The following is a 13,755-nucleotide window of genomic DNA, read 5'->3' on the forward strand; positions in this document are numbered from 1 at the left end:
AATCCTGGTCGGTCTTCTGGTGTTAACGTCAACGGCCGGTGCCGAGGACCTCGATTTCCACCTCGATCTCAACACCGGCGGCCACAGCGCCAGGGTCACCGACCTTGCCTTCACGCCGGACGGCGAGGAACTGGTCTCCGCATCTGACGACAAGACCATCCGCATCTGGGACTGGCAGAGCGGGGTGACGCTCCGCACCATCCGCGGCTATCTTGGCAATGGCAATGACGGCAAGGTCTTTGCGATCGCCGTGTCGCCGGATGGCAAGACGATCGCCGCCGGCGGTTATTTCGGCGCCGGCATCGGCGACAAGCCCCCTTATGGCGATATCAGGCTGTTCGATTTCGCCACCGGCAAGATCAAAACCGTGCTCAAGGCCGCCGACTATGCCATTTATGATGTCGCCTTTTCACCCGACGGAAACACGCTCGCCGCCGGCGGTGGCGATGGTTTCGTCTACCTCTGGCGGGCGGACGACAAATCCGCGTCGGGCTGGACGCTGGCGGAAAAATTCGATGCCGATTCCTGGCGTGTGGAAAAGCTCGCCTTCGCCGCTGCGGGAACCCGGCTGGCAGCGACGACCACCGACAACGGCATCCGGCTCTGGGACGTCGCCAAGGCCGAGGAAATTCCTTTGCCCGCCGAGGCCGAGCCGCTGCGCGATGTCGGCGTCGCCGCACTCGCCGTGTCATTGGATGGCAGCCTGTTCGCCACCGGCAGCAAGGACGGCGACGTCCAGCTCTGGCAGGCCAGCACGGGCAAATTCGTCCGCGCCATGCCGAAGCAGGATTTCCAGATCGGCGCTCTGAGCTTCGCCACGGGTTCGCGGCTTGTTGCGTCATGCAGCTATCGCTGCGCCGACAAGCATCGCTCGGTGGTCTGGAATACCGACAGCGGCGAGCAACTGCTCGACTATAACGGCCATGACGGCACGGTCTTTGCTGGCGCCGGCAATGCCGACGGCTCGCTGGTGGCGACAGCCGGCGGCACCCGCAACGCCATCCAGGTCTGGAACGCCATGACCGGCGAGCGCAAGGCGATGCTGCAAGGGGTCGGCGAACCGGTGACGGCGATCGGGATCGATGCGGCGAGCAGCTCCATCGCTTGGGGCAACACCAACCCCTGCCCTGAACGCGTGTCCTGTCCCGAGCTGCAGGGCACGCTGGACAAGGTGCTGGCACTACCGACGGCCGAGCGGTTCTTCGAAGACCCGAAGGCGTTGGCGGAACAGGGCACCTATACCCGCGCCGCACTGACCGACGGTGAGTGGTCGCTTCGCGCCGTCCCCGGCGGCAAGGACGGCCTGGAGAATGCCGTGCTCGAAATCGCGAGCGGCGGAAAGGTGATGCACAGCATCGAGAATGCCGCCACCAATGGCTTCGTCCATTCGGCTTACACGCTGATCGGCAATGGGCTTGGCCTGATCACCGGCGGAAGCGACGGCACGCTGTTGGAATACAAAACCGCGACCGCCGAGGTATCGGGTGAATTCACCGGCCACACCGGCGAGATCAACGCCATGGTTGCCGTCGAGAAGGAAGGGCTGTTGGTCACCGGCAGCGCCGACCAGACCGTGCGGCTGTGGAATTTGAAGAGCCACAAACTGATCGTGTCGATGTTCTTCGCCGGCTCCGAATGGATCGCCTGGATGCCGCAGGGCTACTATTATTCCTCCGCCGATGGCGACAAGTTGATCGGCTGGCACGTCAATCAGGGCCGCGACCACGAAGGGCGTTTCATCAGCGCCGGCCAGCTGAAGAAATATCTCTGGAGCCCGGAAATGGTGCGCCGGGCCATCATCCTGCGCAGCGCCGAACAGGCGGTCCAGGAAATGCGCCCCGGCGTCGACCGCCAGCTGGAAAAGCTGCTCGAGCGCAAACCGCCGGAATTCGGCATCAAGCTTGCCGCCGACCAGAGCAACGTCCGCGAGGGCTATGTCGCCGTCGAGATTTCGGGCGCGCAGGAAGCCGGCGCCGATGTCGCCGGATTTTCGATCCTGTCGAACAGCCGCAATGTCGGCAATGTCACGGCGCGCTCGGCCGATGGCGGCAAGAGCACCATCGTCGAAGTGCCGGTCGAGAATGGCGAAAATACCATTCGCATCACCGGCACCAACGAGTTCGGCTATCTGACCGAGCGCAGTGTCACAGCAATTGGCAGGAAAACCGAAAAGCCCGCCAACAAGGGCAAGCTCTACGTCGCCGTGATCGGCGTCGACAAATATCCTTTCCTCACCGATGCATGCGCCGGCCACGCCTGCGATCTGCGCTATCCCGTCGACGACGCTACCGAATTCCTCAAGGTGATCTCGCAGAAATCCGCGCCCTTGTTCTCGGCGATGGAGACGCTGGTTCTGGTCAACCGCGAAGCGCTGGATGAGGCGCCCGATGCCGGCAAGGACGTGTTCAAGGTCGCCAGCGCCGACAGCATCCTGGAGCCGGATTCCGACACCATCGACGACCAGCTCGCCGATTTCCTCGACAGACCCGGCGAGAACGACACCACCATCATTTTCGTCGCCGGTCACGGCATCAACATCGACGAAGACTATTATTTCATCCCCACGGACGGCCGCAAACAGGATCCCGACCGCTGGAAGCGCTCCTCGCTGGTCGACTGGGGCGACATCCAGAAATCGGTTGAGCGGGCCAAGGGCATGCGCTTCATGCTGCTCGACACCTGCCACGCCGCCAACGCCTTCAACCCGCGCTTGGAAAAAGACGCGCAGGACGCACGCATCGTCGTCTTCTCGGCCACCGCTGCCAACAACACCGCCGCCGAACTGCCCGACCTCGGCCATGGCGTCTTCACCTATTCGATCCTCGAAGGCCTGCGCGGCCGGGCCAAGACCTCCGACGGCGGCGTGACGCTGTTCGGCCTCGCCGACTACATCTCGCGCGAAGTGCTGCGGCTGACCGCGTCCAAGCAGAAGCCGTTCTACTATGTCGGCGGCGTGGAGAACATTGTGCTGGCTGAGCCGTGAGAGGTCGGCGCCCAGGCACCCCCCTCTCGCCTGCCGGACATCTCCCCCTCAAGGGGGGAGATCGGTCTCTTCATTGTTGGAGATCTATTTTCAAGGTTGATGATTGGCGAAAGTCGAGGCGACATCCAATCTCCCCCCTTGCGGGGGAGATGTCCGGCAGGACAGAGGGGGGTGCCTGGGCACGGACCAGCATTCTGATCTTTGCCACCGCCTTGCTTATCCTCTCAGTGCCTCAAGCGTCTGCCGCTCCCATCACCTGCCCGCCCGGCGACACAAACTTCCCGTCCTTCTATTCCGACCCCACACTCTTCACCGACGCCATCGCCGCCGTCGCCAGAATCGAGCCGTCCAACCAACGCCTCACCGGCATCACAGTCCCCCACCACCTGCTCGTCGCAGATCTCGTCGCACTCGGTTTCCACGCCGCGTCCGGCTTCCGCTACAAGCGCATCGTCATCCTGTCGCCGGACCATTTCCACGAGACGCAGAAACTCTTCGCCACGACGCCGCGCGGTTTTGAAACAGTGCTCGGTCCAGTCCAGGCCGACACGGAAGCCGTGCACCTCCTGGAAGCGAACAGCGACATGGTCGAAGACTCCTGCCTGTTCGCCAGGGAGCATGGCGTGCAGGCGATGCTGCCTTTCCTGCATCACTATTTCCCCGAAGCTGAAATCGTGCCGGTGGCGATGTCGGTCAAAGCCAAGCGAGCCGACTGGGACCGGCTGGCGCAGGCGCTGAAAGCGATCGTCGACAAGGACACGCTGATCGTCGAATCCACCGATTTCTCCCACTATCTGCCGCAGCACGAAGCCAGGCGTTTCGACCAGCAGACGCTGAACATGCTCGCCGCCGGTTCGCTCGACGGCATCGCGGCGCTGCGCCAGCCGGATCACGCCGATTCGGTCGGTGCGCTCTATATCCAGACCAGGCTGCAGCGCGAACTGTTCGGTGCTGCGCCGCTGGTCGTCGCCAACGAGAACTCGCAGGCGCATTCAAGCGACTATGTCGAGCGCACCACCAGCTATGTCGTGGCGCTGTTCGGCGCCTTCGGCCCCGGCTTCAACAATCCTGCCCGTCCCGACGACAAGCTCTACTATTTCGCGGGCGACGTGAATTTCGGCCGCGCCATGAAGAAGATCCTGGTCCGCGACGGTGTTGCCGAGAAGATCGTCGAAAGCGTGCTGGCCCTGACCCGCTCGCGGCCGCTGATCGTCAATCTCGAAGGCGTGATCCTGCCCAACGTCCCTGAAGCGATCGACGACATGACGCTGGCGATGCCAACCGATCTCGCCATCGGCATGCTCAAGAAATTGCATGTCGCCGCTGTCAGCCTCGCCAACAATCACGCCTACGACCTCGGCCCGTCAGGCTATGCCGAGACGCTGGCCGCACTCGATGCGGCCGGCATCGCCCATTTCGGGCAGGGCGAGACGCTGGCGCTTGCCGATCTCGACCTGGTCGGGCTGACCGACATCGATACCAACGGCTCCAGGAACACCGACCTTCTGACGCCTGCTTTGCAAGACCGGCTGCTGCACGACAATGCCGAGCGGCCGGTGATTGCCTTCGTCCATTGGGGCCGCGAGTACAAGACGGAGCCGTCGCCGCGCGAGGAGATGCTTGCCGACCAGATGCGGCTGCGCGGTGTCACGGCAATCGTCGGCGGTCATCCACATGTATCGAGCGAGGCGATCCTGCCGCTCGGCGGCGGCGATGTTGCGGAGATCTATTCGCTCGGCAATTTCCTGTTCGACCAGAAGGCCGAACGATCGTCCGGGTCGATGCTGGAACTCAGGGTGTTCAGCCAGGGCACGATCTTTGCCCGGCTGATCCCGCTGCCCAATTATTTCGAGATGGGCTCGAAATAACGCCATTCCCGAAAGGATGTGACAGGATCTCAACAGCCTTGCAGATCTTCCGGCAGATAGCAAACCGCCGGCTTGGTGCTAGTTTCAAACAGCGACTGCTTCGGCCTGAAATAGAAGAACGTGGCCGGCTTGCTCTCGCGTGTGCTGCCATCGGCGAAATGGGCGGCGATGCTGAAACGATGGATCGACGACATGGAGGACCACATTTTCAGCCGTGCCGTGTAGGCGCTGAGATTCTTGTTGCCGCGCACCGGCATGGGGATGCTGTAATCGGTCTTGCCGATCGGAAATTCGATGTTCTGGTAGCGCAGCGCTTCGGGCGACGCGCCGCCGCCATCGCCGCATTCGGCGAGCGATTCTGGGACCTCGATGCTGACCAGCGAGACGACGACGCGAAACGGCTCGCTCTGCTGGTAGACAGCGCCATGATCGTCCGCCCAGGAATAATCGAACTTGCCGATCCCGGTCGCGCTCATTTTCTCGACGCTGCCGCTGATGTAATCGGCAACGTCGCCGAACTTGACCTTGTTGGCTACCTGGGCGCGGCAGACATCCAGGCTGTCCCTTGACGGGCAGGTGAAGCGCTCGGTCTCGAGCGTGGTTGTGTCGACGCCGGCTTCAATCAGCACGTTCTTGATCGAGACGTCGACGCCGTCGCCGAAAGTGCCGATGTCCTTCGTGAACGTGCGGCTCGGCTCGCCGGTCGCGTTGTCCTCCTCGTCGGTCCTGGTGAACTGGATCGACATCTTCATGTCTTTCACGTCGCCCCAGCCATTGTTGACGATCGAGAAGTCGGGGCGGAAGCCGACGCAGCCATAGTGCTCGCTGATCGACAGCATCGGCTTGCGGTAGGCCTCGCTCGCGGCCACCTTCATTTCCAGGCTGTCGATCTTGACCCTCGACTGGTCGGTGGTCTTGAGGTCGACTTCGGCGAAGGCCGGCGCCGTCTCCCAGTCCATGCCTTCATAGACATTGCCGGTACGAATCTCTCCGGTGCCGTTCCAGGCATCGTTGTACTGGTCCGACACCGGATAGATCGCGATGTCTTCGTCGCGCACCAGATGCTGGTACTGCATGTCGGCCTGCTGCGTCATGCGCTGGTCGACGGCAATGCCGATCTCGACCTTGTCGGCGGAACCGCCGCCGGTCTGCGCCTTGAGCAACCCGCCCACTCTGGCATCGGCCAGCACATCGGGGCGCGCACCGCCGATCTCCTTGCCCATCGCCCATTGCGACCAGTAGACGGTGCCGCCGGGCAGCCGGGTGCGGCCCTTGCCGTCCTTCAGCCCATCGGCAAAAGAGCCGACGAATATCTCGCCTGTCTTCGTCTCCAGCCTGCCCTCGCCATTCGGCACACCGGCCCTGAATTGCCCTTCATAGCGATTGCCGTCGGCATCGACATGGATCGCATGGCCGTCGAGCTGGCCGGCGACCCAATGGCCGTCGAGAATCTCGCCCGAACGCAGCTCCAGCCGGCCTTGTCCTTCGGGGCGGCCATTCCTGATCTCGCCGAAATAGCTGGAATAGATCGTCTTGGGGTCGTAGCTCGCCGAGCCGCGTACGCGCCAGACCAGCCTGCCCTTGCCGTTGACGGTGCCGTCGGCTGCGACGGTGCGGTCCGGCGACACGCCGGCTGCCGGCTCCCAGGTGAAATCAAGACCCAATTCCGGGTGGGAATCCCAGACCCGTACATTCTTGCGCAGCACCGAACGTGTTTCGCTTTGATAGAGGATTTGCACCCGCTCGGCCCAGGCGCCATCGGGTGCGGCACCGCCTTGATCGGCCATAGCGGAAAAGCATGTCAGTGCGGCCAGCATGGATGCAGCCGCCATCGCTTTGACCCCGAAGATCATTCTTGCCCGCGCCATCTTACCCAACCCCTTGGATCGCCTAGCGTAAGCACCGCTGCAACACAGTGCAAGAGAGGTGTTTCGATACAAAAAAAACCGGCGGCAGGAACGTCCCGCCGCCGGTTTGGTAGTGCTGGTTATCGCCGCTGTTTGCCGGCGAAAGATCATTCAGCCTTATTTGTACAGGCTGTTGATCCACGCCACGTTGGCGGCGTTCAGGCGCACCGCAGTGTTGGCGTTGGGGCTTTCGGCCACGTTCACGCCGGTGACGACGCGCTGCTTGGCGCCATTATCATAGGCGTAGACCGAGCTGCCGCTCGATCCCGGATAGGTGTCGCAGTCGTACTGGAAATACTCCGCGCCGACGTTTTCGGCTTTCACTTCGCAGGTCGCCTTCCACATCGTTCCCATCGGCTTGTCGCCGGGGTAGCCAACGATGTTTGCGGTGAAATCGCCGAGGTTCTCATAGTTGGCATAACCCAGCCAGCCGAGATTGGTGCCGACATCCTGCTTCAGCGTGATGATGCCGAGATCCCACGGAATGACCGAGCCGTAGTAACCCTGATAATTGTCGATGAAGCCCTGCAAGATATAGACGCTCTCGTAGCTGAAAGCGCCAAACGGTGCATCGTCGGCGGTGTTGCCGTTGAGCGACGGCACGAAGATGACGTCGTCGAGCCAAGCCTTGTCTTCATTGCTGTAGAGGCAATGCGCCGCGGTGAGCACCGTGCGCGGACCGATCAGGGTTCCCGAGCAGCTGCCGTAACCGCTCTTGGCTTTGCCTTCGATATAGCCGATCGCGGTGAACGGGTACGTCTTGGTGTTCTTGATCTGCTCGCGGTCGTCGGCCCCGAACACCTGGCGGCCGGCTTCGTCGCCGCCCGTCAGCCCGGTCTTGTTGGCCGCTGGTGCGTTAGCGGGCGCATTCAGTTCCTTGATGACAAGGTCCTTCAGCGTCTCGCCGGCATCGATCTTGATGTCCTTGCCATCGGCGGAACGTCCGACGATGCCATAGGATTTGACCGCCGTGCCCTCGTCGGTCAGCGGCGCTGCCCGGCTGGCTTCATCTTCGGTCAGTTTCGGCGGCGCGATCGGCTTTGCACGGCCGGGCTGGTAGTCGCCCGTTCCGAGATCGCGCATGCTTTCGCCATTGCCGGCATTCGCTGAGCCGGGATCGGCGGCGAAGGCAGGCATCGTCCACAGTGCGGTGGATAGCAGTGCGGACGCAATGATAGTGCTTGTCAGTTTCGTCATGGTGAGACTCTCCCAAAAGTCAGCAAGGAGTGGAGCAAAATACAGAAATATTGTCGAGATCGTGGTGGAGTTAAAAAATTAGTTTGGTTACCCGCCCGTATCGGATCATCGGTCCGGGCGGCCTCGTTAAAGCCCTCCGCCAAACGCACCCGCGTCGATATACTGCCTAAAATAATCCAACATTGGCAATGACAAATCGCTTCCACGTAGCCCGTGGGGGGCTATAGGGTTTGGGTGGGCTCTGCCCGATGGGGCACGATTAGCAAAAGTCGTATTTCGGTTTTATGACCGCGCGGATGTCGTTCGTTCTGGCAGAAGGCGATCGAGGTACCGGTACCGCTTCTGTTGGTTATGCGTCATGGCGGCATGGCTCGGCATTTTTCATCTCAGGAGGGTTTCAAGGTGAACATTATCCATCGGTTCAGGCCGCTTGCCGCTGCATCGCTGCTGGGCATCGCGGCCGCTTTCCCCGCCGTCAACGCGCTCTATGCAGCCGACGACGCCGCCAGGCCGGAAGCGGCGGTCTCGCCGATGCAGCGCGTCGCCGAATCCCGGGACAAGGCCAAGGCCGAGAATCCCGACGGGGCCGACCGCGTCTATGGCGGCAAGGAAGCCGACAAAGGGGCCTATCCGTTCCAGGTGGCGCTGCTGACCAGCGCCCGGCTGGACCCCAGCCCGGCCTCGCAGCCGAACGCGCAATTCTGCGGCGGCAGCCTGATTGCTCCGCAATGGGTGCTGACGGCGGCGCACTGCCTCAACGACAAGGGCCGGCCGATTTCGCCCGACACGGTGACCGTGCTGACCGGCGCCACCGATCTTACCGAAGGCAAGCGCTACAAGGTGGTCGAGGTCATCGTCAACGAGGGCTACAGCGAACAGACGCTGGACAATGATCTCGGCCTGCTCCGGCTGGCGGAGCCCGCCGATGCGCCGGTCATCAAGATCACCAATGAGCCGACGCCAGACAGCGGCAAGACCACGGTCATCGGCTGGGGCAAGATGCAGGACGGCACCTTCCCGACCGCGCTGATGGTGGCCGATCTCGATCTCGAGCCGAGCGCTGCCTGCAACAGCGGCATCAAGTCGATCTATGCGCATGACCTGAAGGCGGCACTTGGCGATCTCTCGCATCGGATGCGTTATTCGGAAAAGGGCATCGATGCCGCCGCCAATGCGATCGCCGCCGATATGTCGGATCCGCTGACCAAGAACATGATCTGCGCCGGCACCGACAGCGGCGAACGCGACGCCTGCAACGGCGACAGCGGCGGTCCGCTGTTCATGACCGGCGCCAACGGTCCGGTCCAGGTCGGCGTCGTCTCCTGGGGCGAAGGTCCGTCCGACGGCACCGCCGCTTGCGGCCACAAGAATGCCTATGGCATCTACACGCGATTGGCCAACTATACGGGTTGGATCGAAGCCAAGATGAAGACCCCGGCTCCCGCAGCCGCGGCGGCGCCCAAGGCCGGTCTCGGCACGGCCAAGAAGCCCTGAACGGGCCCGAAGCTTGATAAACGCAAAACGGCGGGATCTTTCCCGCCGTTTTGATTCATGTCCGGTGCCGGCTGTTCCGCTTACTTCCGCGGCGGGCCTTTGCGCTCGGCCGACGCCGCCCACAGATTGATGTCGGACTCGCGTGCGTAAGTGTCGATTTCGGCGAGCTCGGCATCGCTGAACTCGAGCACCTTGAGCGCGCCGACGCAGTCCTCGACCTGTTCGGGCCGGCTGGCGCCGATCAGCGCCGAGGTGACCCGGCCCTTGCGCAGCACCCAGGCTAGCGCCATCTGCGCCAGCGTCTGGCCACGCTTGCCGGCGATCGCGTTCAGCGCCTGGATGTTAGCGATGGTCTTTTCGTTGATGAAGGCGGGCCGCAGCGACTTGCCTTGGCTGGCGCGGCTACCCTCGGGGATGCCGCCGAGATATTTGTCGGTCAGCATGCCTTGCGCCAGCGGCGAGAACACGATCGATCCGACACCGAGCCCTTCCAGCGTATCGAGCAGTCCGTCCTCTTCGACCCAGCGGTTGAGCATCGAATAGCTCGGCTGATGGATGATGCAGGGCGTACCGAGCTGCTTCAATATGTCGGCCGCCTCGCGCGTGCGCTGCGAATTGTAGGACGAGATGCCGGCATAGAGCGCCTTGCCGGAACGCACCGCATGGTCGAGAGCGCCCATCGTTTCCTCAAGCGGCGTATCCGGATCGAAGCGGTGCGAATAGAAGATGTCGACATAGTCGAGCCCCATCCGCTTCAGGCTCTGGTCGAGGCTCGCCAGCACATATTTGCGGCTGCCCCATTCGCCATAAGGCCCTGCCCACATCTCATAGCCCGCCTTGGTCGAGATGATCAGCTCGTCCCGATAGCCGGCGAAGTCGGTGCGCAATATCTCGCCGAAGGCGATCTCGGCCGAGCCGGGCGGCGGGCCGTAATTGTTGGCGAGATCGAAATGGGTGATGCCGAGATCGAAGGCCTTGCGCGCGATCGCCTGCTTGGTCTTGTGCGGCGTGTCGTTGCCGAAATTGTGCCACAGGCCGAGCGAGATCGCCGGCAGTTTCAGGCCGGATCGCCCACATCTGTTGTAGAGCATTTTCTCATAGCGGTGTTCAGCCGGCTGCCAGCGCATGGGTACAGATCCTGGATTGTATGGGTGTCGGCGCGAGCGCGCCGACACCCTTCTACCTCATTTCTGCTTCGCCAACAGTCCTTTTGCGTCCTTGACGCCGAGTGCAGCCGGCCGCTCGCAGCTGGTCTGCATGGCGACGAACTTGCCGGTCTCGCCCGACCGCAACAGGCCGGTCATGACGTCGACCGCATGCAGCGCGAGCTCCATCGAGCAACGATGCGGCCGGCCCTCGGCGATCGCCAGCGCCATGTCGGCAAGGCCTGCGGTGCGGTAGTTGGCCATCATGCCCTGGCCGTGCATTTCGTTGAGCACGCCGAACGGATGCTGCCATTTCGGCAGTTTCTTCACCGGTTTTGCCGCCTTGGTTATGCGCACGTCGCCACCGAAGAAATTCGGATCCGGCACGAACACCGTGCCCGTCTCGCCATAGAGTTCCATCGGCGCGTGACCATGCGCCCAGACGTCCCAGCTGGTGTTGAGCGTGATCACGGCGCCGTTCTCGAACTCCAGCAAGCCGTGGATCGTCGTCGGCGTGTTGACCGGGATTTTCTCGCCCGCGCGCGGCTTCGATGAGATCGTGCGTTCCTTGGCAGGCGTCGTCGCGAAGGCCGCCACCTGCTTCACCGGCCCGATCAGCTGGATCAGGTTGGTGATGTAGTAAGGTCCGATATCGAGCACCGGCCCGGCGCCCGGCTGGAAGAAGAAATCGGGATTGGGGTGCCAGTGCTCCATGCCGTGGCCCATCACATGACAGGTGCCGCTGGTGATCTTGCCGAGCGCGCCGGTGTCGATGAGGTTGCGCACCAGCTGGTGCGCGCCGCCGAGGAAAGTGTCCGGAGCCGAACCGATGCGCAGCCCTTTCTTCTCGGCCCGGCTCTTGAGGTCGAGGCCTTCCTTGACCGACAGCACGAACGGCTTTTCCGAATAGACGTGCTTGCCGGCATCGAGGATCTGCTTCGACACCTCGTAGTGCACCGCCGGGATGGTGAGGTTGACGATGATATCGATCTCGTCGTCCTTGAGCAGTTCTTCGACGGTCTCGGCGCGCAGCTCGAACTCCTTCGCCCGTGCCTTCGCCGCGTCCATGTTGATGTCGGCGCAGGCACGCATCTCGATGCCGCGAAACAGCGGCGCCAGCGAGAAATACGCTTTCGAGATGTTGCCGCAGCCGATGACGCCGATACCCAGTTTCTTTGCCATGATGATTGTTCCTAGTAAGCCTTGACGGATGCGAGCGAGCGGCTGGCGAAGCGCTCGATGTCGTTGGGGTTGTCCTGTTCCATGACGTAGTATCTGGCCGCGCTCTTCGCCCGAAGTGTCTTGATCAGGCCGGCCCAGTCGATGGTGCCGTGGCCGACATCCGCCCAGCCGTCCTCGTCAAGGCCTTCGCCTGACTTGGCCATGTCCTTGACATGGACGGCGCTGATGCGCTTGCCGTGCTTTTCGATCCACGGCAGCGGATCAACGCCGCCGCGGGCTACCCAGGCGACGTCCATCTCCCAGCCGATGTCGGGCGCAGCCGACAGGATGTGATCCTGCGGCACCGAGCCGTCGGCGAGTGTCTTGAACTCGAAATCATGGTTGTGCCAGGCAAAGCCGTAGCCAGCTTTTATTGCGGTCTCGCCGACCTTGGCCAGACGCTCGCCGAAGCCGCGCCAGCCGGCAGCGTCGGCCGGCCGCTGCTCGGCCACGAGATAGGGACAGATGACGAGCGTAATGCCGAGTGCGTCGGCTGTTTTGCGTACGCCGTCGAAATCATTCTCCAGCGCATCGATCGAGAAATGTCCGGTCGGCATCGAAAGCCCGTTCTTGTCGAGTTCGGCGCGGAACGCCTTGGGGTCGTCATAGACGCCGCCGAAACCTTCGACTTCCTTGTAGCCGAGCTTACCAAGCATTTTCAGGATGCCGTCCCACGGCTGGAAATTGCGGGCGCTGTAGAGTTGGAATGACCAGTTCATCGTCTCTGTCCGTTTCTTGGGTGGTTAAGGCTTGGGGATGTTTTCGGGGGATCGTTTTCGCGAGATCGTTTTAGGGGGATCGTTCTTGGGAGGATGGTTTGCGGATGATTCTAGAGGGTCACAGGCGATTGCCGGTCGCAGCGTCGAACAGCGAGGCGCGCGCCGGATCGAAACCGAACTGGATCGGATCGCCGCTGCGCAGCGTCCGTTCCGCCTCGACGCGGAAGGAGAGGTTGCGGCCGGCAAGCTTCGTCCACACCAGCGTGTCGGAACCCATCGGCTCCACGATCTCGACCGAACCGCCGGCGGAAAACGGCATCGACTTCGCCGCGTCACCGAAAGCGATATGTTCAGGCCGGATGCCCAGCACGCAAGCGCCGGCCGGGCGCTCCGTGCCGTCAAAGGTATAGCGATCGAGCGGCACCGAAACACCGTCGGTCCTGAACACTGGAGCAGCACTGGCCTCCAGCTCCCCTTCGAGGAAATTCATCGCCGGCGAGCCGAGGAAGCCGGCGACAAACCGGTTGACCGGCCGGTTATAGATCGTCTGCGGCGCGTCAAGCTGCTGGATGACGCCGCCGCGCATTACCGCGATACGGTCGGCCAGCGTCATCGCCTCGATCTGGTCGTGGGTGACGTAGATCATGGTGTTCTGCAGCTTGCGATGCAGAAGCTTGATTTCGACGCGCAGTTCCGAGCGCAGCTTGGCGTCGAGATTGGATAGTGGCTCGTCGAACAGGAAGACGTCGACGTCGCGCACCAGCGCCCGCCCGATCGCCACGCGCTGGCGTTGGCCGCCGGACAAGGCCGCGGGCTTGCGCTGCAAAAGCGGCTCGATCTGCAGGATCTCGGCGGCGCGGGCGATGCGCTTGGCGATCTCGTCCCTGGGCACGCCGGCAACGCGCAGGCCGAACGACAGGTTCTTCTCCACCGTCATTTGCGGATAAAGCGCATAGGACTGGAACACCATGCCGATGCCGCGATCCTTGGGCTCTTCCCAGGTGACGTTCTTGCCCTTGATGAAGATGCGGCCTTCGGAAATATCGAGCAGCCCGGCGATGCAGTTGAGCAAGGTCGACTTGCCGCAGCCCGATGGACCGAGCAGCACGATGAACTCGCCCTCTGCGACCTCGAGATTGAGGGTCTGCAGCACCGATACAGAGCCGAAGTTCAGGGACAGGTCCTGGATCGAAACGCTGGTGCCGTTGGCTGCCGTCATCG

Annotated in this window: 9 protein-coding genes; 3 read left to right on the forward strand and 6 right to left on the reverse strand. The window is 62.6% G+C overall.

Annotation, left to right across the window (positions count from 1 at the left end; genetic code table 11):
* The first annotated feature begins 19 nt into the window (after window positions 1–19).
* Window positions 20–2,983: a hypothetical protein gene (locus ACYG9V_RS30440; protein WP_352543196.1), complete on the forward strand. Its 2,964-nt coding sequence runs from the start codon at window positions 20–22 to the stop codon at window positions 2,981–2,983.
* A gap of 149 nt (window positions 2,984–3,132) precedes the next feature.
* Complete coding sequence (amrB, locus tag ACYG9V_RS30445; protein ID WP_023669794.1) at window positions 3,133–4,851, forward strand: AmmeMemoRadiSam system protein B; 1,719 nt, start codon at window positions 3,133–3,135, stop codon at window positions 4,849–4,851.
* A gap of 29 nt (window positions 4,852–4,880) precedes the next feature.
* Here the strand turns inward: amrB and ACYG9V_RS30450 are convergent, their stop codons facing one another.
* Together ACYG9V_RS30450 and ACYG9V_RS30455 are read right to left on the reverse strand one after the other, a co-directional pair.
* The gene (locus ACYG9V_RS30450) at window positions 4,881–6,719 is read right to left on the reverse strand and encodes an MORN repeat-containing protein (protein ID WP_352762640.1); all 1,839 of its coding nucleotides are present in this window, start codon (window positions 6,717–6,719) and stop codon (window positions 4,881–4,883) included.
* 156 nt (window positions 6,720–6,875) lie between these two features.
* A complete protein-coding gene (locus tag ACYG9V_RS30455; RefSeq protein WP_023686603.1) occupies window positions 6,876–7,955 on the reverse strand; it encodes a trypsin-like serine peptidase in 1,080 nt (359 codons plus the stop codon).
* Window positions 7,956–8,357: 402 nt separating this feature from the next.
* Here ACYG9V_RS30455 and ACYG9V_RS30460 point away from each other — a divergent pair, with 402 nt between their 5' ends.
* Window positions 8,358–9,449 (forward strand): S1 family serine peptidase, encoded by a 1,092-nt coding sequence (locus tag ACYG9V_RS30460; RefSeq protein ID WP_023713445.1) that lies wholly within the window; start codon window positions 8,358–8,360, stop codon window positions 9,447–9,449.
* An 80-nt stretch (window positions 9,450–9,529) separates the two neighbouring features.
* Here ACYG9V_RS30460 and mgrA read toward each other — a convergent pair whose 3' ends face one another.
* From mgrA to ACYG9V_RS30480, 4 genes are all read right to left on the reverse strand, one after another.
* A complete protein-coding gene (gene mgrA / locus ACYG9V_RS30465) occupies window positions 9,530–10,576 on the reverse strand; it encodes an L-glyceraldehyde 3-phosphate reductase (protein WP_023686605.1) in 1,047 nt (348 codons plus the stop codon).
* A 57-nt stretch (window positions 10,577–10,633) separates the two neighbouring features.
* Window positions 10,634–11,776 carry a Gfo/Idh/MocA family protein gene (locus ACYG9V_RS30470; RefSeq protein ID WP_352738138.1) on the reverse strand — a complete coding sequence of 381 codons (1,143 nt, stop codon included), beginning with the start codon at window positions 11,774–11,776 and terminating at the stop codon, window positions 10,634–10,636.
* 11 nt (window positions 11,777–11,787) lie between these two features.
* The gene (locus tag ACYG9V_RS30475; protein ID WP_352738136.1) at window positions 11,788–12,534 is read right to left on the reverse strand and encodes a sugar phosphate isomerase/epimerase family protein; all 747 of its coding nucleotides are present in this window, start codon (window positions 12,532–12,534) and stop codon (window positions 11,788–11,790) included.
* Between the two features lie 118 nt (window positions 12,535–12,652).
* The gene (locus tag ACYG9V_RS30480; RefSeq protein ID WP_023728557.1) at window positions 12,653–13,753 is read right to left on the reverse strand and encodes an ABC transporter ATP-binding protein; all 1,101 of its coding nucleotides are present in this window, start codon (window positions 13,751–13,753) and stop codon (window positions 12,653–12,655) included.
* Window positions 13,754–13,755 lie beyond the last annotated feature (2 nt).

The organism is Mesorhizobium sp. W016 (assembly GCF_054719485.1).